Consider the following 24008-nt stretch of genomic DNA (forward strand, 5'->3'; position numbering starts at 1 on the left):
ACAGAGCTTTTTAATAAGAAGTTCGGTCTTTTTTGGGAAGAACATGAAGAACCTACTATCAGGGTGAAGAAAATCTTGTTCATTAGCTGTTGCCTCCACATTGTCTCCCGCATAAGAAAAGGCCTAAGCGTTCACATCGCTTAGGCCCTAATATAGAAGGTAAATGCGGCTCCTAATTACTACTTTCTTACTAGCGACACACAGCACTCCACATGCACCGTATGCGGGAACATATCCACCGGTGTAACCTCTACCGTCCGGTATCCGCCATCCTCCAGCACCCGCAGATCCCTTGCTAGCGTGCTCGGGTTACAGCTTACATAAACAACCCGCTCCGGCTTCATCTGAAGAATCGTCTCCAAGAGACGCGGGTCGCAGCCCTTGCGCGGCGGGTCGACGACGATAACGTCTGCCTCGATGCCCTGCTCTTTCCAGCGCGGGATGACGTCCTCGGAGGCGCCGACCTCGAACTCGACGTGCGCCATGCCGTTGAGCTCCGCGTTCGCGCGCGCATCCTCGATCGCTTCCTTCACGATCTCGACGCCGTACACCTTCTTGGCATGCTGGGCCAAGAACAGGGAGATCGTCCCGATGCCGCAATAAGCGTCGATGACGGTTTCCTCCCCGGTTAACCCCGCATACTCCACCGTCTTCCCGTACAACACTTCGGTCTGAGCCGGGTTGACCTGGTAGAACGAGCGTGCGGAAATGGCAAATTTCACGTCGCCGATATAGTCATGGATGACTTCACGTCCCCACAGGACGCGGGTCACATCTCCGAATATCACGTTCGTCTTGCGTGTGTTGATATTCTGGCAAACGCTAACCACGGCCGGCAGCTCCTCGCGGATCGCCGTGATCCACTCGTTCATGCGCGGGATGCGCTCGCCGTTCGTGACGAGCACGATCATCATTTCGCCGGTGGCAAAGCCGATCTTCACCACGACATGGCGCAGGAGGCCTTGTCCGCTCTCTTCATCGTAAGCGGTAATGCCGAGCCGGCGGCCGATGGCCTTAACGCGGCGCACCACTTCGTCGTTCTGTTCATGCTGGATCAGGCAGGTCTCCATATCGACGATCCGGTGGCTGCCGCGGGCGTAAAAGCCGCCGATGAGCCCGCCTTCAGTCACGCCGATCGGCACCTGGGATTTGTTGCGGTAGCGCCAAGGCTCGTTCATGCCGAGCGTCGGACGCACGATGATGTCTGCGCCCGGTTCATCATGTAGTCCGGTGCTGATGATACCGTCGCCCGGCTCTTGATGTAGTCCGGTTCTGTTGTTTTTGTCGGCGCTGACTTGAGCTTCGCGATCCGACGAATTTTGACCAGCAGACGCAGCATCTGCCTGTCCACTCATGCCACCCGCTGCTGGGGAAGCTCCTTCAACTCCGCTCCCCTCGCGCACCACCCGCAGCTTCCCGATCCGCTCCAGATTGTCGATCACAAGCTGCCGCTTCCATTCCAGCTGTGCGGTGTAATCCATATGCTGCAGCTGGCAGCCGCCGCACTGGTCATAGATCGGGCAAGGCGGAGCGATCCGGTGCTGGCTGCGCTCGACAAGCTCCAGCAGCTTGGCATATCCGTACTGTTTCTTCGTCTTGAGCACCTTCGCCCGGACCTTCTCGCCCGGCAAAGCTCCCTGCACGAACAGCGTATATCCTTCGACGCGGCCGACGCCCTCGCCGTCATGGGTCATCCCGATAATCTCGAGGATAACCTCGTCATTCTTCGCCACCGGCAGATCGGCGATGGCCGCGGAGGCTGCGGCCGGCTTGCTGCTGCGGCGCGAATCGCGCCTGCTGCGCTTCTTGTTCATGATGTGACATTCACTTCTTTCCGCTTTAGCTTCTATATCGATCTATACGTACGGTTACTCGTCTTCTTCATCTATTCCCATATCGCCCGGCATCCATAATATCTCCCATGGGGGAGACCCATGAGATTGCCGAACGAGCAGCTTCTTCCCGGATACAACAAAAAGCTCCCCCAAGGGAGCTTGCCTGCGAAAGCTCCGTCCATCATTATACGGGAGCTTCCTTCCATATTCAATCGGCATCGCCTGCAAAATCCAATCATTTACTTACAAGAGCCGGGAGACGGATGCGCTGAATCGGCTAAAGCATCCGGCTAGCATCCGCACAAGACCGCACAGACCCGGGCACGAACATCATGCGCCGCTTACGCCATTCACTCAACGACAAATGTCTCGCCATCTCTTGCTTTCATTCATTTAACGTCTACCGTCCCGCCAGTCCTTAACCAGGCTCCTTAAAGCCCACCCTGCACCACTACCTACCGGCATCAAGCAAAAATTCGCAGATGCTGCGGCAAAATCCGGAACGTGCCCGGCAGCATGCCGCCAAACTCGCCGTCCAGGTTCAGCTGCACCTGTCCCGGTGACGTAACCTCCATGTAGTCGGTGCGGAAATGCAACACCTTCTTGTCATTCACATGCTCGCCGCGCAGCGCGAGCGTGGCTACACGCACGAACTCCGCCAGGTTGCACTTGCGCAGGGCAATGACGTCGAACAGGCCGTCATCGATGCTGGCGCCCGGTGCGAGCTTGTCGAAGCCGCCGACCGAGTTGCTGTTGGCAATGAGGAACACCATGAACTCGTCATGAATGATCTCCTGCCCGCTGGCTTGGATGATGAGCTCCTGCGGCGTAAGGCTGACCATTTTCTCGATCCCCTTCAAATAATACGCCAGCTGCCCGATCATCGTCTTCAGCTTGCTAGGCACCTCATACGTAAGCTCCGTCAGCGTACCGCCCCCGGCGATATTAATGAAGTAGCGGTCATTCGCCTTGCCGACATCGATCGGGCGGGTCTCGCCCCGGATCACCAGGTCGCAGTACTCCTCCCAGTTCCTCGAGATGCCGAGCGCACGGGCGAAATCATTCGTTGTCCCCAGCGGAAAAATACCAAGCGGCGGCAGGTTATCCCTTCCCGCCATCCCGTTGATCACTTCATTAAGCGTGCCGTCGCCGCCGGCCGCAATCACAAGATCGTACCCCCGCTCCACGGCATCCGCCGCTTCACGGGTCGCATCCCCCTCCCCGGTTGTTGCATGGCAGGAGGTTTCAATGCCCGCGCTATCCAGACGGTGCAAAATATCAGCTAATCTTCGCTTCATTTCCTCCCGCCCTGAGGTCGGGTTATAAATTAATCTTGCATTTCTCATTAACGATACGCCACCTACTCATGATTTCAAGGATTGTATCATCAGATGGGCCTGGGACTCCATCCAATGCGACAGCAGCGGATGCGGAAGCAGGGTTTTGCCGGAATAGCGGCACGAGAGCCCCTGAATCCTGTCCGGAATGACCTTCTCTGTAAAATACCCCTCACTTAAAAAAAGCGGAGCCGCGATCACCTCGCAGCCGCGCTCCTTCCATTGCAATGCTTTCTCCCGGACATTCCCGGGGCTCAGCAGGGCATAATCGACGCTTGTGCCGCTTAAGGCGCCAACGCGCCCGGCAAGCCGGGACATGCCTTCCTCCCAGCGGCGGCGAAATCCATCATGCCTGCTGCCGTGTCCCACGAGAAGGATGACCTCCTTCTCGGGCTGAACGGACAGCTCGCTTACCTTATCCCACACCATGGCGGCGATGTCCGGATGATCGTCCATCGGCGTGCCGAAATGAACGGCGGCGCGGACCCGGAACGGCTCAAGATCCGTTTCCAGCTCCGGAACCGCCTTCGCTCCTATAGCATAAGCTATTTCGTCGACATGTGTGCTGCCTGATGACACAAATAGCGGAATGACCACAATGTCCGTAACACCCTGGTCCTCCAAAGCCGTAATGCCGTCCTGAATCAGACGGCCCTCTACCAATTCCAAGTATGAAGCTACGACCGGCATATCCATGCGGGCTGCCAGCTTGCCGACGGCTTCGTCCACAAGCGACACCCATCCTTGCTCCCTGGAGCCATGACTGATCACGAGCACGCCCGGCTGTGCCATCATTAACGCCCGAGACGCTCCAAAGTCATTTTATACCCATCATTGCCATAATTCAAACAACGCTTCACCCGCGAGATCGTCGCGGTGCTGGCTCCCGTTTCTGCTTCAATCTGGTTGTATGTGCATCCCTTGCCCAGCATCCGAGCCACCTCGAGCCGTTGGGACAAGGACTGGATTTCGTTAACGGTGCAGAGATCGTCGAAAAATACATAGCATTCTTCCACGTTCTTCAAGGTTAATATAGCCTCAAATAATTGATCAATGCTCTTATCATTAAGTTTCTTCAGCTGCACTGAATTATCATCCCCTATTGTTACTGTGTATAACACTCGCACTCCCATTGTACCCGAGCGGGTACAGTCTTTTCAAGCATTAACGATTTCACGCACTACAGGACGACCATACATTATAATCTTTGGTATGAACCTAAACGAGATGAATTAAACCTAGATCTCATATATTCCCTCATAATCCGCAGCTGTCCCCTCACATCATTCCCGTAGGCATCCGCCCGATTCCGCTCCTATCCCGAAAATCGGGACAATAGCCTAAACCCATCGCCCGCCCGGAACATACAGTATAGTATCTTAACTTACAAAGGAAAGTGATATGATGACTGGTCATTCCCACTATTATCACCGTCGACCTTCTTCCCAACGTCCTTCCCATCGCAGTACTTACCGCTCGCTGAACGAATCACTTCCCCAGGAATCGTCACCGTATCCCGGCCTGAATTCCTACAGCGAGTATCCAGATGCTAATCCATCCGCTTTATATCCATACACCGATTCGGTTCCGGCCTTAGCGCCGGTACCCGGCACGGAAGCTACTGCTTCGTCGTTCGCGCCGTCCGACAATTCGAACGGCGGCCTCGGCGGCCTTCTCGGCGGAGGAGGCAGCAGCGGAAGCGGAGGATTAGGAGGCCTCCTCGGAGGCCTGGGTCTGAAGAACATGGGCGATCTGAAAAACATTATCGACCGGATGGGAGGCATTGACGGCATCGTCAACAATCTCGGCAAGGTTCAAAAGGTCATGCAGGGCTTCCAGCAGCTCGCGCCGATGGTGTCCCTGCTGGCAGGAGCGTTCAAGAAGAAAAACAATCCGCCATCGGCTGATTACGCCGACTCCGGCGGCAATTACGAGTATACGCCGCCAAGACGACGTTCATCCGGAGGCGGCAAACGCCGGACCGGCTCGCGCAAGTCGTCCGGCTCCAGCAAACGCAGACGCCGGCGGTAGCCGAAAGGCGCCCCGAGGCGAGGGCGATGCAATCCCCCCGCAGAGCCCTTGCATTTTTAGGGCGCGCAGGGCACCGTCGGCTTACCCGGATATAATCAGGTTAGGCGGCAGTACATGACCGCTCCATGAACAGCTCCAGCCCTGAAAGCTCAGGGCTGGAGCATATTTTTGCGCCGGGTAGAGCATTCCCGTCTAACGTGGACATCAGAGCATGGCTTGAAAGATGCTTCAATGGCGTGAGCTTTTTACCGTATGTCGCTTACGCTGTTCAACGCGACCAATCCTGATCGGAGCTGCTCTCCTGATCGGCTGAATGCTCGAGCGATTTTAACCGGAACCAATAAGAGCCTCGAATGCCCGACCGCAGCAGCATCATAATGCTTCCGAGCAGGTACAGCACGGTGGAGATACGTTTTGTCCCCGGGTAGAACATTAAGATGCTGCCAGTAATAAACAGCAGTCCGGTCAGCAGCTCGCTAAGCATCATCCCCGCCTCGAAACGGCTGGTGACGGTTAGCCGGCGCTTTCGCGCCCGCGACAGTCGGAGCAGCCTGCGCAGCCCTCCGGTACGTACGGACAGGTTCAGGTGTCGTTTTCTATGGTGTTTGCCTTGTCGATTCAGACCGGGTACCATCGTAACTCCCTCCTCAGGAAGCCTTACCCGTGATGGACCATCCATAAACCCCGGCAGCCAAGCTCCGAAGATGTGTGCGCTGGAACTTAGTCTCAGACGATTAAGGGTCACATACCCAGCCTTGATTCCGTCTTTCGGCTTGTCTCAAGCAATTGTAACCTTGTCACCCGGCGCAGTTCTTCTCTTACATTCTTTTTGTTAACCCGGAATATCATCCAGAAAATAACACTATTTAAACCAGCCCCTGCGTATAAACCACATCACCATGCCGCCCCCGAGCAGGAACATTAGAACCAGCACGGCAAAGTAACCATACCTCCATTGCAGCTCCGGCATCACCTCAAAATTCATGCCATAAATGCCCGCAATCAGCGTCAACGGCATGAAGATCGTGGTGATCACGGTCAGCGTCTTCATGATTTGATTCATCCGGTTCGAATTTACGGAGATGTAACTGTCGCGAAGATCCGCCGTCATCTCGCGGTTGGTCTCGATCATGTCGGACAGCTTGAGCAGGTGGTCGTAGATATCGGAAAAATAAGCAAGGTGCACATGATGCTTCATATGCTGCGAGTTGATAATCCGATAGAGCAGATCCCGCATCGGCACAACCGTCCGCCGGAGGCGAAGCAGCCGTGACCGAAGGGCAAACACCTGGTTCATCAGCTCCTCCACCGACTCCCGTTCACCTTCATTCTCCAGATCCGCCAGCTCGTCCTCAATCGCGTACAAGCTCGGGAAATATTGATCCACCATCTTATCCATAATCGTATAAGCGGTGAAGCTGGGGCCATCCTCGCCAACCGCTCCCTTCCTGGCAGCCTCCACGACCCGGTCCCATGCATCATTTACCTCCGGCAGATTTTGCTGGTGGAACGACACGACGAGCCTTGGCGCGAGGAACAGATCCACCTCCACCGCCTGGAGCGTATCCGGATGCAGTGCATGCAGGACGAAGAACTGCATTTCATCGTAATAATCCAGCTTGGGACGCTGCAGAAAATGCAGGCAATCCTCAATGGCCAGCGGGTGAAAATGAAAATACGTCTCCAGCATCCGCGCCTCCTCCGGCGTCGGTTCGCTGAAATCCACCCAGACCCAGGCGTATTCCGCCATATTCATCTCGGCCAGCGACAGTCCCAGCACCGGCTCATAGCTCGGCGTGATGGCCAACGTGCGAATCATAGGCGTCCTCCCTTCTGCAGATATGTAATCGTCTATTAAAAAAAGCCAATCGTATGCTGATTGGCTCCACATCTATCCGTTATCTATCTGTAAGTAAGTATTGGTCTAGAAGAAAATTTTAAAGATAAGTCCCGCCAGCACAGCCGTAATCGGAATCGTGATGAACCAGGTTACGACAATTCGCCCTGCCAGGGACCATTTCACGGCGGAGAAGCGTTTCGCCGAGCCTACGCCGAGAATTGCCGATGTAATCGCATGGGTCGTACTGATCGGCAAGTGAAGCAGTGTCGCCGAGAAAATAACAGAGGCTGCCGAGAAGTCTGCGGCGAATCCGTTAATCGGCTCGATTTTGAAAATTTTCGTTCCCATCGTCTTGATGATCTTCCAGCCGCCGATCGAGGTTCCCAATGCCATCGCGGTTGCTGCCGCCAGCTTAACCCAGAACGGAACTTCCATCTCCGAGAGATGACCGGAAGTCACGAGAGCGAACGTAATGATCCCCATCGCCTTCTGCGCATCGTTCGTGCCGTGCGTGAAGGATTGGAGCGCAGCCGTAAAGATCTGCATCGTGCGGAAGCCCTTATTCACGGTGTGCGGACTGCGTTTTGCGAAGATGACTTTCAGCAGCTGCATCACCAGATAACCGACCACAAATGCGATGATCGGCGAAAGGACAAGCGCCAATACGATATCCGTAAAGCCGCCGTAATTCAGCTTATCGCTGCCCGCTCCGACGAAGACCGCACCGGTCAATGCACCGATCAGAGCATGCGAGGAGGATGAAGGCAAGCCGAACCACCAGGTTACGAGGTTCCAGATAATCGCCGACAACAGCGTCGCGATTACAACCTCGATTCCGTTATCCAGTGTAGCGGGGTCTGCAATGCTGCCGCCAATCGTTTTGGCAACGCCTGTGAACAGCATCGCGCCAACGAAGTTCATCGAGGCTGCAAGCAGAATGGCAACTCGAGGCTTCAAGGCACGGGTCGATACCGAGGTAGCAATCGCATTAGCCGTATCGTGAAACCCGTTAATAAAGTCGAAGGCGAGTGCCAGGAAAACAACGAGAATGATTACGATATCCATAGTTCAGGACTCCCTTACGAGTTACGCATAATGATGGATTCCAGCATATTCGCCACGTCTTCGCAGGTGTCCGTGGTTGTCTCAAGACGCTCATAGATCTCTTTCTTCTTGATCAGCAGAATCGGATCGGAAACGGTCGCGAACAGATCCTTAATGCAGATACGCAGCAGCTCATCGCCCTGGTTCTCCAGATCGTTCAAGCGGATCGTATATTCGCGGATCGCAAGAAGTTTTTTCTGCGAGAGCAAATGAATGGCTTTCTGAATTTCGTAGGCCGATTGACGAAGAATTTCTGCAAATTGCACGATGTATTCGTCAGGCTGTCCGAGCTGGTACATATAAAACCGGGATGCGGTGGCCTCGAGCCCGTCCATCACATCGTCCATGCTGGTTGCCAGGTCCATGATGTCGTCTCTTTCGATCGGCGTTATAAATGTTTTGTTGAGCTCCGTGATGATCGTATGGGTATAAGTATCACATTGGGACTCGAATTTTTTCATTTCATTGGCGAATTCTAGCACATCCTGAAGATTGGTAACGTGCTGTGAAAAATAATCTGCAGCTTGAACCACCGTGTCGGCCATATTCTCCAGGCATTGGAAAAATATATCCTTTTTCTTCATTTTCATACTCTTTAACCCCTTTACGGATAAATTGCCGCGAACGAAAGAAAAGATAGACAACCTTGAATATCTTATCACATCCGCCGCAGGGTGTGTATAGAAAACTAACACTCAAAAAAGTAAGAAACTAACAAGGAAGCGCATCCCTAGCCTGCTCCATACCTTTATGCCTGATACTTAACATCCCCGTATAAGGATATATTATCCGCCGCCCATGAATTATGGATTGGTTATGCTCACATGGCTCTCAAATGATGGAGAGTTAGGCACAATGTTGAAATATGTCGTTCCCGGAACAAGCGCCACCTCTGCCCCGTCCTTGACGAACCGGATCGCATCATTCGCGGCTCTGACCCACTGCCCCCGGATCACCTCGCCCCGTTGGAACAGCATGGCCTCGCCCCCGGTTTCTACATCCACGGCTAGACGCCCTATATCATCCAGCACTTTATGGTCGGCTCCGAGCACAATCACATTGGCAGCTTCCAGCTGCTCATTGTTATTAAGATCGACATGGGGAGACCCATTAATGGATCGCTTATACGTGCTCGTTGCTTCATCGTATTCATAGGAAACCACATAACTGTTCAGCAAAAAGGTAATGTCCACCTTGCCCGCGGCTTCTCCGGCTGCCTCCGTTTGGGACCCCGCTTCGCTGCCTGCATTCCCGGCATTTGCCGATTGTCCTGCACCGCCTGCGCTGTTCGCAGATGCTGAAGATTGCTCCGCATTGCTTGTATTTTCCGCAGCATCAGCAGATGGTTTCCCGCTATTCGTCGTTCCGTCTTGCTGCGTCGAACCCTCCGTGCCGTCCGCAGTTCCCCCGGAGGATGGGGTGTCATCGGTGCTATTCGTACCCTCGGTGCCATTCGTTCCACTCGTGCCTCCTGCAGGCTCTTCCGTAAGGAAGCTGTATTGCGGAACCTGAACCTGCTGATCATAGCCCATCTTAGCAGCAGCTTGACGCAGCTTCTCGTCGCTGGAATACAGATTATGCGGCGCTTTACGGTCCTTCGATCTCCAGAAAAAAGCACCGGCATTGCCGATTTCGTCCAAATCCTGCTTCCCCTGCTTTTGAATGATCGAATAAGCCTCGGGGCTGCCGCCGGCATGAACCAGAACGCCGCCATAGCTCTCGCCAAGACGGATCAGATAAGGACGAATGCTGCGGATCGGCCCGATCTGCTCGATGCCTTCTTCGCTTTGGAAAATCCCGATCAATCGCGTAATGCCGCCCTCGGCCAATACCTCGTATACGATATCGGCTTGGCTCAGCCCCGACTGCGGCCGTGCCGCCGGCGCGTTATTGATCATCACCGCCAGCGGCCGCTGCGTGACCGGCGCCTCAACCGCCAGCCCGGTTAAAGGCGCCCTGTACGGAGCCGGTGCTGCCGGCTCCTTCACATCCTCCACCGGAGGCTGTACCGGACTCTGTACCTCCGGACTCTCTACCGGCTCTGCCTGCGGCTTCCCACCACAAGCAGACAATGCAAGGACGGCCGCAATCGCCATGGAGCTTGTCCTCCATGCAAACTTGCCAAGTCGATGTTTACTGCGCATATCATTTCCCCCTATGGACTCTCCCAAATACTTATTACCCGAAATTTCCAACCGACAATTCAACTTTATTTTACATTTAATCATAAACGCTGCGCTTTGTCTGTAATAAAGAACCGTTCGTAAGACGCCTGGCTCTAGGTCATTCATCGATCAAGTCTTGTAATCTCGGTTGATTCATAACTCGCTAGGTTCTCCGCAAGCCTACCTTTCTATGGAAGATAACTCGATCCGTCCTCCGGCAAAGCCTTTCTATCGGAGATAACTCGATAAGTTCTCCGCAAGCCTGCTTGGGGTGGGACCACGAACATTTGGCTGCTGTCATTGATGCCCTACAATTACCTCCCTTTCCCTGTAGTAGAACATTCACTTATTTCATCAGCCGATTCTAGGGGCAGACCGCGCAAGGTTTCAAACCATTTAAGGAGCCGCTGCCGTATTTCAGCCTATTTGAAGGGCAGTATGCAATGTATTTCAGAGGCAGAATGCTATGTTCACAAATTTGTGATTTTTATCACATTTTATTGTGAATAATTTCACGTATAATAAAAGTGTAAGAAAGGTGATCACTTAAACCAACCAAACCAAATAGCATCAAGCAAGACAAAGCAAGAAATTGAACAACAAGAAAGCAAACATTAGAAGTCACCAGTAAGCCATTTAACAACAACGACATCCATGAACAGACAACAATGCAAACGAAAAATAACTCAATTAAGGAGTGGTTCATATGTTTAACAATTGGCTGAGAACAAACAAAGTTGCAATGTGGTTGCTGACCTTCATCCGGGTCTACATCGGTTACGAATGGATGGTGGCCGGCTGGGGCAAATTGACCGGCGGCTTCGAGGCTGCAGGCTTCCTGCAAGGCGCGATCGCCAAGGCGACCGGCGACCATCCCGCTGTACAAGGCTGGTGGGCGGCCTTCCTCGAGCACGCGGCGCTGCCGGGCGTTAAGGTCTTCAACGTCATGGTCCCGCTCGGTGAATTCCTCGTCGGCCTCGGGCTGATCCTGGGTACCTTCACCACCTTCGCAGCCCTCATGGGCATCGTGATGAACGCCGCGTTCCTCTTCTCGGGCACCGTGAGCACGAATGCGCAAATGCTCTTGCTGCAAATGTTCATCCTGGTTGCTGCAGCGAACGCCGGTAAAATCGGTCTTGACCGCTGGGTAATCCCTTACCTCCGCGGCCTGTGGAACAAATGGACACACAAAACGACCCGCCATGGCGACACGACGCCAACGCCGCTGAAGAAGCAAACGGCTTAATCGGCTGCAACTCAATTAGGCAGCATCCAAGTGATGGAGAACCTCGGTTCTTCATCACTTTTTGGTATGTCCGGATCGCATTCCAAAACGCACAGGCATAAGCCAGGTGGAAGTGAATAATGTATTTTAATACGGATTTTTGAAAATATACATTGCTAATCACTTTCCCAGCGTGAACGAAAATGCTTGATGCGTTCACGCTTTCTGCGGTAATTATTTTCATTTTCTCAAAAATCCGAAAACAAAATATAGAATGATTATTCATGGAGGAGTGGTGTTGGATGTGGATGAGCTGGCTTCAGACAAGCAAAATCGCAATGTGGGTATTGACGATGATCCGGGTATGGGTCGGGTATAAGTGGCTGACCGCAGGCTGGACCAAGCTGACGGGGGCTTCGATGCCAGCGGATTTATGAAAGGAGCGATCGCCAAATCAGCCGGTGAGCATCCGCCGGTGCAGGGGTGGTGGGCGGCCTTTCTGGAGCATGCGGCGCTGCCGGGCGTAAAGTTCTTCAACATCATCGTCCCGCTTGGGGAGTTTCTTGTCGGGCTGGGTTTAATCCTCGGGACGTTTACCACCTTTGCCGCGCTGATGGGACTGGTGATGAATTTCGCCTATCTCTTCTCCGGCTCGATCAGTACGAACGGCCAGCTGTTGCTGCTTGAATTTCTTCTCATCCTGTCTGCGGCCAATGCCGGGAGGATCGGGCTGGACCGCTGGCTTATGCCCTTCCTTAAACGGAAGTTTGCCCGTAAAATGAATGTCAGTTATCATGAACCTCTTATGAATAATCAAACGGCGTAGCCAACGTAACCCTGCGTGCTCCTCTCAAAGAGCGCAGGGTTATTTCTTTTTTTTAATATAATTATGATTTTTATCACGAATGTGATTTTAATCACATATATTGTGATTTGTTTCACTTATAATGAAATCAGAAAGAGATGATCATCTTCCTCCCTCAACCAGATGAACACCAATAAGCCGGTCGAGGGCAAGCAACAACAATGAACTCAATAAAAAATCATCTTCCCAAGGAGTGGTTGATATGTTTAACAATTGGCTGAGAACAAACAAAGTTGCAATGTGGCTGCTGACCTTCATCCGGGTCTACATTGGTTATGAATGGATGGTGGCCGGCTGGGGCAAATTGACCGGCGGCTTCGAGGCTGCAGGCTTCCTGCAAGGCGCGATCGCCAAGGCGACCGGTGACCATCCCGCCGTACAAGGCTGGTGGGCGGCCTTCCTCGAGCACGCGGCGCTGCCGGGTGTAAAGATCTTTAACGTCATGGTCCCGCTCGGTGAATTTCTCGTCGGCCTCGGGCTGATCCTGGGCACCTTCACCACCTTCGCCGCCCTCATGGGCATCGTGATGAACGCCGCGTTCCTCTTCTCGGGCACCGTGAGCACGAATGCGCAAATGCTCTTGCTGCAGATGTTCATCCTGGTTGCTGCAGCGAACGCTGGTAAAATCGGTCTTGACCGCTGGGTAATCCCTTACCTCCGCGGCCTGTGGAACAAATGGACACACAAAACGACCCGCCATGACGGCGGCACAACCCCAACACCTCTGACAAAGCAAACCGCTTAACCGGCACCGCTGATACAGGGACGGGGCGAGTTAGAAAAATTCGTACCGACAATATGCGAGCACAATGCCCGGGGAGCATAACGACACAACGCCAGATGGCAAGAAGCTCCCCTGGACATCGAGCCCACCACCAGCAATGGCATAACCACCCGCCCACACCCAAAGCCCGGCTTGGCTTCTCAAGCCGGGCTCCTTTGTGCTTCCCGGGCGGCTTACACCCTACGGAGCTGCGCCGGTGCACCCACAGGGAGGGCCTCCGTCTCGGAGCAGCGACAGCGGTCGCTCTTTGGGAGCCCTTTGCCACCTTTACACAATATACATTCATGCAAAGGGCGGACAACAAGCGAGCGAAGAGACGGGGGACCGGACGACACAACTAGATCCGCCGGCTGAGCTCCCAACACCCCTCTTCCCCGCCCACACCCAAAGCCCGGCTTGGCTTCTAAAGCCGGGCTCCTTTGTGCTTCCCGGGCGGCTTACACCCTACGGAGCTGGGCCGGTGCCCCCCAGGGAGGGCCCCGTCTCGGAGCAGCGACAGCGGTCGCTCTTTGGGAGCCCTTTGCTACCTTTACACAATATACATTCATGCAAAGGGCGGACAACAAGCGAGCGAAGAGACGGGGGACCGGACGATACAACTATGTGCACCGGCTCAGCTCCCCCCTCTCCCCCGCCCACACCCAAAGCCCGGCTTGGCTTCTCAAGCCGGGCTGCTTTTGTGCTTCCCGGGATGCTTACACACCACGGAGCTGCGCCGGTGCCCCCTCAGGGAGGGCCCCCGTCTCGGAGCAGCGACAGCGGTCGCTCTTTGGGAGCCCTTTGCTACCTTTACACAATATACATTCAGGCAAAGGGCGGACAACAAGCGAGCGAAGAGACGGGGGACCGGACGACACCCCCAAGTGCACCGGCTCATGCTCCCGCTCCCCTTGAGCCCCCAAAGCACAATAAAGCCGGGCTTGATCGCCAAGCCCGGCTTCTCCTTTTATTGAAATGACCAGCAGTTCAAGCTTAAACTGCCATATTGGTAAGATTGAAACAACCGTTCCGCCTTGCGGCCGTTATCCGCAGCCCCCATCGCATAGAACAGGGGAACCAGATGCTCCGTCCCATAAGAAGGTACGGCTTCGCGGGCATGAGGCGCTTTCTTGTCATACGCGAATAACTGATGGAGATTCCACGTCTCCAGCTGCTCCGCTATCCATTCATCAAACTGTACCGCCCAATCATCAGGCTCGTCGCTCGGATGCACCATCCGCAGATTGTGCACGAGGCCGCCGCTGCCGATGATAAGAATGCCGTCCTCACGGAGATCGGACAACATTGCGCCGATCGAGTACTGCTCGCTGGGCGAGCGCTTGGAATCGATGGAAAGGGCAACAACAGGGATATCCGCATCCGGATACATTTGGCGCAAAATGACCCAGGCCCCATGATCCAATCCCCTGCCGGTAACCGGTTTGGCATGCAGATTGCCTGCCTCGAAGCGCTGCATGATCTGATTCGTCAGCTCCGCGCTGCCTTTGGCCGGATAGGTGATCTGGTACATCTCCTCGGGAAATCCATAAAAATCATGCATCGTGCCATGCTCGGCATCGTCAGTCAGGCGCTGATCCGGATCATCCCAGTGAGCTGAGAATACCGCAATGCCTCGGGGCTTCGGCAGTTCCCGTCCCAAACGTGCGAGGAAACGGGTATACTCGTTGTCCTCCAGCGCCATCATCGGCGAACCGTGTGCAATAAATAGAGCAGGTAACGTCATGGATGCCACCTCCAGCTTCAAAATCAAGGGACAACTCTATTGTACCGTTATTCTGCCCAATATGCCAAATAACTTCCTCAAATACTCCAATGCTGCCATTCCTGCTGAATATGCTCTTGCTCGTCCAGCCAATCCCGGGTTCGCTTCAGCAGCAGCTCGCGCTGCGGGCCGGCAGAATAGGTGTGATCCGCCTGAAAAATAATCTCCTTATCGCACCGGCCTTCCGAGCGCATCCAGAACACCTTTTGATACAGAAAAGCATAGTCCACCGGGATAATGTCATCCGAGGTGCCGTGAATGACCAGCACATTGCCCGTAAATTTCAGAGCCTCTTGGAACGGCTGGCCCTGCGCCAATGACTCGAAAAATACCGGAGTGAACGAGTACCCCAAATAATCGGCAGCACCCGATTTGACGGCGGTGTCATATACGTCGCGGCCCGTGATTTTCACAATATCGTTGAAAGGATAGCCTACCGCTGACCATAGCACGAGATTTTTCACCCGGCGGTCCCGCACGGCGGTCTGGAGCGCTACCGCGCCGCCCAGGCTGTGGCCGATCAGCGTAATTCGCTGGGGGTCGACATCCGTGCAGCTGAGCGCATAATCCAGAACGGTCCGCGTCTGGGCGATCATCGACTCCAGCCCCTCGCTGCCGTAGCTGCCCGAGCTCTCGCCGCAGCCGATATAATCGAACCGAATGACCATATGCCCATCTTGGGCGAGTTCACGCGCGGTTTTGACGAACAGGCGGTCAACCCCGATGCGGCTCCCCACAAACCCGTGGCAAATAATAATCAGCGGCACCCGGCTGCTTCCAGCATCCGCCTCCTTCTGCGGATAATGTATCGTTGCTGTCAGCTCCTCTTGACGATGCCGGATCGTAATTTGACGCTCCATCCTAATTCCTCCCCGCGAAATCAGACGCTTTTAGATACTATAATAATTCCGATAAGTTTAATATGAATTAATTAAACTTATCTTAGCATCGTGATGCGCGGGTTGTCAACAATTTACAAAAATCGAACCCCAGGTATGCGGCTACCGCTTGTGTAAGGTAATCACCCTGAATGCTGGCTTATATCCTTCGTCCTACTCATAGCTTTGGCGGAACATCGCATGGGTCTCCTCGCGGCCATCCCAGCCGTTCAGCCAGCTCTCTCCATCCGCCCCGTCGTTCCATAGGGACGGATCCGCCATCCCTGTCCGATTCGGGTGCACTGCATCCTGTGCGGGTTCTGCGCCTTCTTGTCCCCCGGAGGCATAGTCCGGGTCCAACTCCAAGGCGTATCCGGAGGATACGGTTTCATTCCTGTTATACTGTTCGTCAAAGTAAGCACTCATCTAAAAATCCTCCTTCCGCCCCGTTCGGCGAGGCCTGTATGGTCATTTCTGAATGCTTATTATTTTGAAGTACGAGAGGCGGAATTATACTCCCGCTCCCAAATATGCTAAAACCCGACGGTGCTGCGAGAAAGTGGTCTATGATAATTAAGGATTTCGTGGACTTAACGCCCATGACGCTGCTGAGACCTTTCTATATAGAAAGTAACCCCCTTCAATTGAGGAATTGAAGGGGGTTTTGAACTACCCATTATTTTTCTTTAATAACCAGTAACACGCCCATGAATATGAGAATGGAACCGATCCAAAATGTTGCTCTGATGCTTTCTTCAAGAACAAGCCATCCAAGCAAAGTTCCCACTACGGGTTGAAAAAAGAAAAACATCCCCCCATTTGAAGCATTTAGCATTTGCAATCCACGATTCCAAAGTAGAAATGCACCTGCCGTCGACACAATGCCTAAATACAAGATTCCGCCCCAAATTTTCGGGTCAGCCAGTTGAGCGATGTTCAAGACGTGTAACCGCGGCAAGACAAAAGGGCTCAGTATAGTAATGGCCACCAAAATAGAATAAGTCGTTACCGCAATTAGTGAATAATCCCTCGGCACACGCTTTACAAGCACAGACATGAATGCCCATGTCAGCGCAGCTGCAAGAAGCCAGACACCTCCGAGTTTGCTTGTAAAACTAATCTGTCCTACACCTACAATGAGCAAAACCCCAAGGATTGCCAAACAAATGGATATCCCCTTTTTCAAAGTTAACCGCTCTTTAAGAAGTAAGCGAGCAAACACCACCATGAATGCGGGAGTTGTGGACGTGATAATTGCTCCCATTTGCGCGGAAGACAACATGGTACCGGTTTCCTGTGCAACGATCGAAACTGCATTTCCGATGATCCCAATGGCTATGATGATTAAGAAATCAGGTTTACGAATTTGCCAGTTTTGACGCGTTGCCAAACCGACCATGAGCAGTGCTGGAACAGCTACTAAATACCGAATCCATACCAATTCCAGTGAAGGTATGACCGACACGACAACTTTTACAACGACGTACATACCTCCCCAAATACTGGAAGATAAAATCAAATATAAAGAACCTAATAATGCGTTTTTCATTTTGTTCCCTCCGTTTTTAGATAGGGTTTAGCAAGCCCTTAACGGAGAGATGGAGCCACCTTCACTCCACTAAGGGCGTAAAAGTGCTACAGGCACATCGTTTTCAAACAAAGGAGAAAAAAACATAAATGAATCACCTCTCATCCCGCGAGTAACTGCGGAAATGCTAGTCCTAATATTTGTCCTATCGTAACAAAAGAATTAACTTTTGAACATATACAAATCGTCATAAAATGCTGTCAAATTTAAGAACATCAGTTTATAGCAAGGCGACTCCAGTACGTCATAATAAAGTTCCTTCATCCGAGTTTACACACAGAAAAAAGCATCCGCCCAAGATCCATATCTTAAGCGAATGCGATCACCCCACGTTTTCAATTGAATGCTCTCGCCATTCTAGAGACGGCCGTCGTGCACGGCGCCCTACCCTCGCAACCTCTTAGCAAGAATTTCCCCTCATGAGCAACGTCTTGACTGAAAAAACACCCCTTCTATTCCCTGCTTCAGTAGATGCCTTTATCCTTCAAAATCCGCAATGAAATTTCGGCCGCCCTACTCCCGCTCGCCTGATCTTTATGCGCAATATTCGTTGCAAAAAAGTAAGTGTTGCCCTCGTTCTCGACGTAACCGACAAACCAACCGTTCGTGTTTTTATGATTGACCGTGCCTGTGCCGGTTTTGCCGAACAGACGGGCACCGCCCCTTTCCTGCAGTTGGATCGCTTGCTTCACCGTCTCGATATGCTTATCGTCGAATCCAAATTGATTCGTATAGAGCGCCTTCAGCAATTGAACCTGCTCAACCGGCGATATCGCTAATGACGATTCCAGCCAAAACGGCCCGGACCTGCCGGATAGATCGGCATTCCCGTACCCGATTCGCTCGAGATACCCCTGCAGCTCGCCCCGGTCCATCCGGTTCTCCATCGCTTGGAAGTACCAATTGACCGAGCTATCCATCGCCGTAAACAGGTTATGGTCCCTATTCCAGGCATCGTACGGGTATTTTTGGCCGTTCCATTCGATGGTCGAGCGTTCGGCCGAAATGGCCCCTGATTCTAGTCCGAACAAAGCGCTGTAGATTTTATAAGTAGAGTCCGGAGACACTCTCCGCGTGCTTTGCGATTCGTTATAGATGCGGTATTGGTCAGCATTCAGGTCGTACAGCACGAACGTTCCTTCATAATCCGAAAAATAGGCGCTCAGATCCTCGTATTCGGTACGTTCACCCGTAAAATCATATCGCGAATCGTCCCGGTTCATGGCCTCTGCGACGGGAAGCTGGCTTGCCACCATGAGAGCTGCAAGCGCAACGACCGCAAGACTCTTGATGTTTTGCCGCCTGGAGTCCGCCCGAAACCGGACAATCGTTTCGATGCGATGTCGGATCGGGCTCTTCGGGCCCACAAAGGGGCTCGCCAGCGAAAAAGGCACGGAGTGCGATGCTCGGCCCGCAAAACGGAGAATCGTTTGCCCGTAATCGCTATGGAAGCGTTCGTCCAAGGATTGCAGCACGGCATGATCGCAGGCGATTTCACGATCCAGCCTCATCTGCTTCAGAGCCATCCAGATGAGCGGGTTGAACCAGTAGACCGCTTGAAACGCCACGATCCCGTAATTCGTAACGTTATCCTTCGTTTTCCAATGGTTTAATTCATGCAGCAAGATATATCGGATTTCATCCATGGAAAGCCAATCCATGCACCGGGACGGCAGCATCAGGGAAGGTTTCAGCACGCCGGCCAGCATGGGCGATTGAACAAGCGGCGACTCCAACACCATCACTTCCCGGGTGATACGAAGCTTCCGCTTGCACTCCTCCAATACGGCCAGCACATCCGCATTCGATACGGGGCGGGCCGTTTTTTTCATCCGTCTGATGCTCAGCCAAGCGCGCGTGATGATCAGGGCAAAAACAAGCATGCCTGCGAACCATATACCTACCGTCATGGTTTGCAGAAACTCCGGCGTCCCCCGGTTCACGGAGATGGTGAAGTCCTGCAGCATATTCGCATTAGCAGCCTCTTGCAATCCGGCCCCGTCCCCGGCAGCGCCTAAGTCACGGTGCTGCGGCCCGCCCAAACCGGGAACCCACGATGAGAATTGAAATAAATGCCCCGGCATAAAAGGAATCGTTAACGCGACCAATAACAGCATCCAAATCCGGTAGTGCCACCTTGCGGTAAGTTGTTTTCGAAACACGGCTTTGACGCCCATCATTCCCGCTGCGGAAATACTAGATATGATACAGCCTGCGACCAGCATCGAAAACAACATGTCGCCGCTCTCCCTTCTTCCTTAACGAGATACTACCACTATCGCATGACCCGGGCGATATATCAAATCAATCCCTCAGGGCCGAAAGCGCAGCTTCCGCTGCCTTAGCGATCAGCGCATTGTCGTAGTCTGCATCCTGCGCATCCCGGCTTGATAAAATCGCGAGCACGATCGGATCGCCCTCCGGAGGCCAGACAATGGCGATGTCGTTCCGCGTTCCATAACTCCCTGCCCCCGTCTTATCACCGACGACCCAGCCTTCGGGCACGGCCGCGCGAATCAGCTCGTCGCCCGTCGTGTTGCCCCGCAGCATGTCCGTGAGTATCGTTTGTTTATCCTCTGGAAGCACATCGCCAAGGGCAAAAGCGTTGAGCGAGGTGGCTAAAGCTCGTGCCGTGCTTGTATCACGGTCATCCCCAGGCACAGCCTCATTCAGTTCGGTTTCGTAACGATCGGCCTGGATAACCGTATCGCCGATTTGCCGCAAAGCCGCCTCAAAGCCGTCCGGTCCGCCCAACTGCTTAAGCAGCAGATTGCCGGCCGTGTTGTCGCTATAGCGAATGGCTGCATCCATAATGTCTCTAAGGGTCATCCCCGTCGAAACATGTTTCTCCGTAATAGGCGAATAGGTCACAAGGTCCTCAGCGGAGTAGGAGATCATCTCGTCGATATCCTCGACGGAATTCTGCATAAGCACCGCGCCCGAAGCCAGCGCCTTAAAGGTCGACGTATACGCAAAACGCTCATCCGCCCGATAAGCGATCGTCTCCCCCGATCCCGTGTCGATGGCGTAAACGCCGAGCCTCGCGTCATATTCGTTCTCCAGGTTTTCAAACAACGGATCGGTTGCTGCTGCTTCCACGGTAGACGGCGGAGGCGGAACCTCCTTCCCGGTCTCGGCGGCTGGAGCTTCATTCTTCATACAACCGGCAAGCATAAGTATAGCGGTTAGCACAATCGGTACTATGGTCCATTTCGGCTTGGTCCGAAAATGATATGAATGTTTTGCTTTTAACATATGCAATCCTCATTTCAGCTTGATCTAGGATGGTGCGAATGTTATCTTAGTCCCCCTTTCCAATCAGTTGGATTACTAATGTAATCTATTTCATTATACTACATTTGTAATCTGTTGTTGTCAAATGCTCCGCATGATCTCTTTTTGAAACGCTCAGTCGTGCAAGTTGAACCCTATTTTTCCAATAAAAAAGAGCTCGTTCCAACCTTCAGAACGAACTCTCCTTGGCTTTACATGAATCGTTTATCCCCTATTTCCGATCCTCGACCGCTGGCTTGTCGTCCAAGCGTCGACGCTTTAGCATCGTGCGGCAGTCATCATTACACCGCGCGCCGGGATAGGCAGCGGCTAGACCGCTATTTGCGCAAAGTCATCGGTTACCGCTTGTCGGATTTCTCGTTCAGCATGTTACGCAGCTCCTTGATCTCCTCTTCCGTTAGCGACTCCTCTTCGAAAAAATGAACAAGCATCGATTTCATCGTCCCGCCATAGATGCGATTAAGAAACGACTTCGCCTCAGCCCGCTGACACTCGCTCTGGGAATACAGCGGCGTGAACGTGTACACTTTTTGATTCTGGTTGACGCCGACCACCTCTTTTTTGACCAGACGGTCGAGCAAGGTACGAATTGTTTTCGGCTTCCAATCGGTTTTTTCCTGTAATGCTTGAATGACTTCGCTGGCGGTAAGCGGAGATCTCTCCCACAGCACGTTCATGACTTCCCATTCCGCTTCCGAAATTTTTGGCACTTGCTCAGGCACTTTCATCACTTCCCGATTCATTTTGACTCCACCGCAGATTGAAGGCGGCCATGCCGCATACCTTCCGCGGTCCAATCCCGGATGGATACAAACGGTCCGATCCGGCTGCTGATCTTAATATCGCATGTCTCTTCCAATTTTTCAAACCGGACGTTAGTGCCGGTTCTCCACGTAACCCTTTACCACCGGCGCGGTTTTGCGAACGACGTAGCCGCTGCCGCCGCGATCGCGCACGTCCTCGATCATAACGGCCATCAGAAAATCGAATCCGTCTGCATCATAAACGACGAACCACCCGTTCTCCTGCCCGCTTTCCGCTTTCGTTCGCTTCAGCTCTGCGGTGCCGGTCTTCCCCGCAATTTTGCGGCCCGGGATATATGCCCCGTGCCCTGTCCCTTTGGGATCGTCGACGACCCTAAGCAGCATACGATGGATGGCTTCGGCCGTGTCCGGGGTCAGAACCCGTTCTCCCTGCGCTTCCCCCTGAAGCTCCTTGTCTTTCTTAAGCTCCAATACGGGCGCAACCAGCTTCCCTTCATTGATGAATGGGGTGTAGGACAAGGCCAGATGCAGCGGGCTCATCTGGACTTCCCCTTGTCCATAGGAGGAATCGGCCAGCAGTATTTCGTTCGTGATGCCATCGTTCGACAGGCTTGCCTTCGGGAACGGATAGTCAATCGGCAACGATGCGCCAAACCCGAATTTCTCCGCCTCCCTGCTGAAATCTTCGGCCCCCATCTCGAGCGCTTCCTGGGCCAAATAGATATTGTCGGAATTGACGATCGCGTCGGTAAGATCCTCGACGGGTACGTCCCTCACCCGTTTCACGTAATAGCTCCCCCAGCTGCCGTCCTTGGCCCACCGCAGTCCCTCGATCGTTTTGACCTCATCGACGGAGCTCACGCCAAGCTGCAATCCGATGGAAGCGGTAATCGGCTTAAACACCGAACCGGGAGCGTACAGCTTCGTGAATCGGTTCAATAACGGCTTCTTGGGGTCCTCGTTCCACGATTTCCACTGCTCCTCCGATAATCCTTGGATGAACAGGTTCGGATCGTATGCCGGACTGCTGACAAGCGCCAAAATCTCCCCCGTCTGCGGATGAATGGCCGCCCCCGTTCCCGCGTCTCCATCCAGTGAGCGATACATCGATTCTTGCAGGCCGGCATCGATGGTCAGGCGGATATCCTCGCCGTTTGCCGGCTCGACCTTCGCCAGCGTCTCACGCACCGTTCCGTCCGCCGCGATGATCGAGATGTGGACGCCGTCCTTTCCTCTAAGCCGATCATCGTAAATTTGTTCGAGTCCGGATTTTCCGATCACGTCGTCGGATTCCAGGTTTTTGTCCTTATGCTTCTCCATATCCTCCGCCGTGACTTGCCTGATATATCCGGTTAAATGAACGGCCGCTTCCCCGTAGGGGTAGACCCTGGCGCTCTTGTCCCGTTTCGTTACACCCTGCAAATCGCTAAAATCAAGGCGGGCCCGATCCCCCGTCGCATTGACGATCGGCACGAACACATTATCCTTGACCCACGAAGCCGCGAGTTTTTCCCGAATGAACGATTCCGGGATTTCAAGCCGCTTCGCAAGCTGGGCAATCGTCTTCTCCCTGGCCTCTCCAAGTTCACCCGGCACGATCCCGATCACTTCAATGCTTCCGTTGACGGCAAGCCCGTTGCCCGACCGGTCATAGATTTCCCCCCGCCTCGACTGCAGCGTGCGAACCGTCACCTTATCCCCTTCTTCCATCGATGGGAAGAGCAGGGATGGCTTCCAATCCACCTTCCATTCACCCGTCTCCTGGTCCCTCGCCACGCGCATGGCCCCTTCAACGTCAATCGGGCCTGCGCTCGTATTCATCTTAAGCTGATATGCAAACGTCTTTTCGCTTAATCCGTCGTCAGTCGCCGGCTCGCCGGCTTGAGGCAGCGCGGTCACGCTCAGATTGCTCATGCCGATGCCCTCGTAAATGGAACGGTAGCGAGCCGCGAACGCCTCTGCAGGAATCGCCTCTTTCGCCGCTTTGGAGACCAGCTCGTACATGGCTTCATATTGTCCCTGCTGCCAGAGCCCGATGTAGCGATCGAACACCTCTTCCGGGAGGGTCTCTTTCTCTTTGCAGCCCGTAAACATGATCAGGATGATGACGATACAGCCCACATATCGAACACAACGCATGAAATCCCCTCTTTTCCGATTCTTGATAGAATGTTGCCCTTAGATTTGAGCTTGCCGGAGTTTCGGCTCTCTTGCCGTAGCCCTTTTCAAACGCCTTCCCAAAAACAGATTACTAATGTAATCTAAATTGAATACTACATTTGTAATCAAGGTGTGTCAATAACTCGAATCTATCGAAGCTGATGCGGATCCCATCACGCCTTGCTTCTTGTGATCGTCAGTTCGGAGACTCGACGATGGACGCTCGACATCGGAGAGGCTCGACAACGTGGCTCGACCACCCAGCTCCATGACAGTGGCTCGACGACATGGCTCGACCATCCAACTCCATGACAGTGGCTCGACGACAGTGGCTCGACCACGAGAGGCTCGATAACGGAGGATGAGCCCATCAACC

21 protein-coding genes and 1 pseudogene are annotated in these 24008 nt (G+C 53.5%); 5 read left to right on the forward strand and 17 right to left on the reverse strand.

The features are described 5' to 3' along the window. Positions 1–179: 179 nt before the first annotated feature. A complete protein-coding gene (rlmD, locus tag NST44_RS00650) occupies positions 180–1814 on the reverse strand; it encodes a 23S rRNA (uracil(1939)-C(5))-methyltransferase RlmD (RefSeq protein WP_340897320.1) in 1635 nt (544 codons plus the stop codon). A 120-nt stretch (positions 1815–1934) separates the two neighbouring features. Here rlmD and NST44_RS00655 point away from each other — a divergent pair, with 120 nt between their 5' ends. Beyond that, positions 1935–2129 (forward strand): hypothetical protein, encoded by a 195-nt coding sequence (locus tag NST44_RS00655; RefSeq protein ID WP_028406872.1) that lies wholly within the window; start codon positions 1935–1937, stop codon positions 2127–2129. Between the two features lie 170 nt (positions 2130–2299). On the opposite strand, the gene NST44_RS00660 is transcribed toward NST44_RS00655, so the two are convergent. Genes NST44_RS00660 through NST44_RS00670 form a run of 3 tightly spaced genes read right to left on the reverse strand, consistent with a single transcriptional unit; the run spans position 2300 to position 4257 of the window. Continuing rightward, on the reverse strand, positions 2300–3181 hold the full coding sequence (locus tag NST44_RS00660; protein WP_007131021.1) for a diacylglycerol kinase: 882 nt from the start codon (positions 3179–3181) through the stop codon (positions 2300–2302). Between the two features lie 18 nt (positions 3182–3199). After that, positions 3200–3964 (reverse strand): sirohydrochlorin chelatase, encoded by a 765-nt coding sequence (locus NST44_RS00665; RefSeq protein ID WP_028406871.1) that lies wholly within the window; start codon positions 3962–3964, stop codon positions 3200–3202. Positions 3965–3966: 2 nt separating this feature from the next. Next, positions 3967–4257, reverse strand: coding sequence for a YerC/YecD family TrpR-related protein (locus NST44_RS00670; protein WP_028406870.1), 291 nt, complete (start codon positions 4255–4257; stop codon positions 3967–3969). Between the two features lie 319 nt (positions 4258–4576). Here NST44_RS00670 and NST44_RS00675 point away from each other — a divergent pair, with 319 nt between their 5' ends. Then, positions 4577–5203, forward strand: coding sequence for a hypothetical protein (locus tag NST44_RS00675; protein ID WP_007131018.1), 627 nt, complete (start codon positions 4577–4579; stop codon positions 5201–5203). 268 nt (positions 5204–5471) lie between these two features. Here NST44_RS00675 and NST44_RS00680 read toward each other — a convergent pair whose 3' ends face one another. From NST44_RS00680 to NST44_RS00700, 5 genes are all read right to left on the reverse strand, one after another. Next, positions 5472–5837 carry a YrhK family protein gene (locus tag NST44_RS00680; protein WP_210095623.1) on the reverse strand — a complete coding sequence of 122 codons (366 nt, stop codon included), beginning with the start codon at positions 5835–5837 and terminating at the stop codon, positions 5472–5474. Between the two features lie 228 nt (positions 5838–6065). Beyond that, entirely contained in the window at positions 6066–7022 is a 957-nt protein-coding gene (gene corA, locus NST44_RS00685; protein WP_007131016.1) for a magnesium/cobalt transporter CorA, read from the reverse strand. Between the two features lie 105 nt (positions 7023–7127). Beyond that, positions 7128–8108 carry an inorganic phosphate transporter gene (locus tag NST44_RS00690; RefSeq protein WP_007131015.1) on the reverse strand — a complete coding sequence of 327 codons (981 nt, stop codon included), beginning with the start codon at positions 8106–8108 and terminating at the stop codon, positions 7128–7130. 14 nt (positions 8109–8122) lie between these two features. Further along, a complete protein-coding gene (locus NST44_RS00695) occupies positions 8123–8737 on the reverse strand; it encodes a DUF47 domain-containing protein (protein WP_028406869.1) in 615 nt (204 codons plus the stop codon). A gap of 213 nt (positions 8738–8950) precedes the next feature. After that, positions 8951–10291, reverse strand: a complete 1341-nt coding sequence (locus NST44_RS00700; RefSeq protein WP_445670713.1) for a DUF3048 domain-containing protein — start codon at positions 10289–10291, stop codon at positions 8951–8953. 727 nt (positions 10292–11018) lie between these two features. Here NST44_RS00700 and NST44_RS00705 point away from each other — a divergent pair. From NST44_RS00705 to NST44_RS00715, 3 genes and pseudogenes are all read left to right on the forward strand, one after another. Next, entirely contained in the window at positions 11019–11558 is a 540-nt protein-coding gene (locus NST44_RS00705; protein WP_007131012.1) for a DoxX family protein, read from the forward strand. Between the two features lie 281 nt (positions 11559–11839). Next, positions 11840–12363: pseudogene (locus NST44_RS00710) on the forward strand (DoxX family protein). Between the two features lie 241 nt (positions 12364–12604). Next, positions 12605–13147: a DoxX family protein gene (locus NST44_RS00715; protein ID WP_144878511.1), complete on the forward strand. Its 543-nt coding sequence runs from the start codon at positions 12605–12607 to the stop codon at positions 13145–13147. A gap of 985 nt (positions 13148–14132) precedes the next feature. On the opposite strand, the gene NST44_RS00720 is transcribed toward NST44_RS00715, so the two are convergent. The 8 genes from NST44_RS00720 to NST44_RS00755 all read right to left on the reverse strand — a co-directional run bounded on the left by NST44_RS00720 (position 14133) and on the right by NST44_RS00755 (position 23611). Then, positions 14133–14909, reverse strand: coding sequence for a DODA-type extradiol aromatic ring-opening family dioxygenase (locus tag NST44_RS00720; RefSeq protein ID WP_007131008.1), 777 nt, complete (start codon positions 14907–14909; stop codon positions 14133–14135). A gap of 77 nt (positions 14910–14986) precedes the next feature. Continuing rightward, positions 14987–15808 carry an alpha/beta hydrolase family protein gene (locus tag NST44_RS00725; RefSeq protein ID WP_007131007.1) on the reverse strand — a complete coding sequence of 274 codons (822 nt, stop codon included), beginning with the start codon at positions 15806–15808 and terminating at the stop codon, positions 14987–14989. A gap of 192 nt (positions 15809–16000) precedes the next feature. Beyond that, positions 16001–16252 (reverse strand): hypothetical protein, encoded by a 252-nt coding sequence (locus tag NST44_RS00730; RefSeq protein ID WP_007131006.1) that lies wholly within the window; start codon positions 16250–16252, stop codon positions 16001–16003. A 250-nt stretch (positions 16253–16502) separates the two neighbouring features. Next, positions 16503–17375: a DMT family transporter gene (locus NST44_RS00735; protein ID WP_007131005.1), complete on the reverse strand. Its 873-nt coding sequence runs from the start codon at positions 17373–17375 to the stop codon at positions 16503–16505. Between the two features lie 503 nt (positions 17376–17878). Then, positions 17879–19651 carry a BlaR1 family beta-lactam sensor/signal transducer gene (locus tag NST44_RS00740; RefSeq protein WP_007131004.1) on the reverse strand — a complete coding sequence of 591 codons (1773 nt, stop codon included), beginning with the start codon at positions 19649–19651 and terminating at the stop codon, positions 17879–17881. A gap of 67 nt (positions 19652–19718) precedes the next feature. Next, positions 19719–20669 (reverse strand): class A beta-lactamase, encoded by a 951-nt coding sequence (bla, locus tag NST44_RS00745; RefSeq protein WP_007131003.1) that lies wholly within the window; start codon positions 20667–20669, stop codon positions 19719–19721. Positions 20670–21046: 377 nt separating this feature from the next. Continuing rightward, positions 21047–21430 carry a penicillinase repressor BlaI gene (blaI, locus tag NST44_RS00750; RefSeq protein ID WP_040739251.1) on the reverse strand — a complete coding sequence of 128 codons (384 nt, stop codon included), beginning with the start codon at positions 21428–21430 and terminating at the stop codon, positions 21047–21049. A gap of 153 nt (positions 21431–21583) precedes the next feature. Beyond that, on the reverse strand, positions 21584–23611 hold the full coding sequence (locus tag NST44_RS00755) for a penicillin-binding transpeptidase domain-containing protein (RefSeq protein ID WP_213615014.1): 2028 nt from the start codon (positions 23609–23611) through the stop codon (positions 21584–21586). Positions 23612–24008 lie beyond the last annotated feature (397 nt).

It is taken from the genome of Paenibacillus sp. FSL W8-0919, from assembly GCF_038003785.1.
Classification (GTDB): domain Bacteria; phylum Bacillota; class Bacilli; order Paenibacillales; family Paenibacillaceae; genus Paenibacillus_AQ; species Paenibacillus_AQ lactis.

What these genes read in the sequence shown, in the direction of transcription:
- NST44_RS00690 (WP_007131015.1), bottom strand. Translation starts at nt 8,108, where the DNA reads ATGGATATCGTAATCATTCTCGTTGTTTTCCTGGCACTCGCCTTCGAC.
- NST44_RS00740 (WP_007131004.1), bottom strand. Translation starts at nt 19,651, where the DNA reads ATGTTGTTTTCGATGCTGGTCGCAGGCTGTATCATATCTAGTATTTCC.
- NST44_RS00705 (WP_007131012.1), top strand. Translation starts at nt 11,019, where the DNA reads ATGTTTAACAATTGGCTGAGAACAAACAAAGTTGCAATGTGGTTGCTG.
- corA (WP_007131016.1), bottom strand. Translation starts at nt 7,022, where the DNA reads ATGATTCGCACGTTGGCCATCACGCCGAGCTATGAGCCGGTGCTGGGA.
- NST44_RS00735 (WP_007131005.1), bottom strand. Translation starts at nt 17,375, where the DNA reads ATGAAAAACGCATTATTAGGTTCTTTATATTTGATTTTATCTTCCAGT.
- NST44_RS00655 (WP_028406872.1), top strand. Translation starts at nt 1,935, where the DNA reads ATGAGATTGCCGAACGAGCAGCTTCTTCCCGGATACAACAAAAAGCTC.
- NST44_RS00680 (WP_210095623.1), bottom strand. Translation starts at nt 5,837, where the DNA reads ATGGTACCCGGTCTGAATCGACAAGGCAAACACCATAGAAAACGACAC.
- NST44_RS00725 (WP_007131007.1), bottom strand. Translation starts at nt 15,808, where the DNA reads ATGGAGCGTCAAATTACGATCCGGCATCGTCAAGAGGAGCTGACAGCA.
- NST44_RS00675 (WP_007131018.1), top strand. Translation starts at nt 4,577, where the DNA reads ATGACTGGTCATTCCCACTATTATCACCGTCGACCTTCTTCCCAACGT.
- NST44_RS00715 (WP_144878511.1), top strand. Translation starts at nt 12,605, where the DNA reads ATGTTTAACAATTGGCTGAGAACAAACAAAGTTGCAATGTGGCTGCTG.
- NST44_RS00730 (WP_007131006.1), bottom strand. Translation starts at nt 16,252, where the DNA reads ATGAGTGCTTACTTTGACGAACAGTATAACAGGAATGAAACCGTATCC.
- rlmD (WP_340897320.1), bottom strand. Translation starts at nt 1,814, where the DNA reads ATGAACAAGAAGCGCAGCAGGCGCGATTCGCGCCGCAGCAGCAAGCCG.
- bla (WP_007131003.1), bottom strand. Translation starts at nt 20,669, where the DNA reads ATGTTAAAAGCAAAACATTCATATCATTTTCGGACCAAGCCGAAATGG.
- NST44_RS00665 (WP_028406871.1), bottom strand. Translation starts at nt 3,964, where the DNA reads ATGGCACAGCCGGGCGTGCTCGTGATCAGTCATGGCTCCAGGGAGCAA.
- NST44_RS00660 (WP_007131021.1), bottom strand. Translation starts at nt 3,181, where the DNA reads ATGAGAAATGCAAGATTAATTTATAACCCGACCTCAGGGCGGGAGGAA.
- NST44_RS00695 (WP_028406869.1), bottom strand. Translation starts at nt 8,737, where the DNA reads ATGAAAATGAAGAAAAAGGATATATTTTTCCAATGCCTGGAGAATATG.
- NST44_RS00755 (WP_213615014.1), bottom strand. Translation starts at nt 23,611, where the DNA reads ATGCGTTGTGTTCGATATGTGGGCTGTATCGTCATCATCCTGATCATG.
- NST44_RS00700 (WP_445670713.1), bottom strand. Translation starts at nt 10,291, where the DNA reads ATGCGCAGTAAACATCGACTTGGCAAGTTTGCATGGAGGACAAGCTCC.
- NST44_RS00720 (WP_007131008.1), bottom strand. Translation starts at nt 14,909, where the DNA reads ATGACGTTACCTGCTCTATTTATTGCACACGGTTCGCCGATGATGGCG.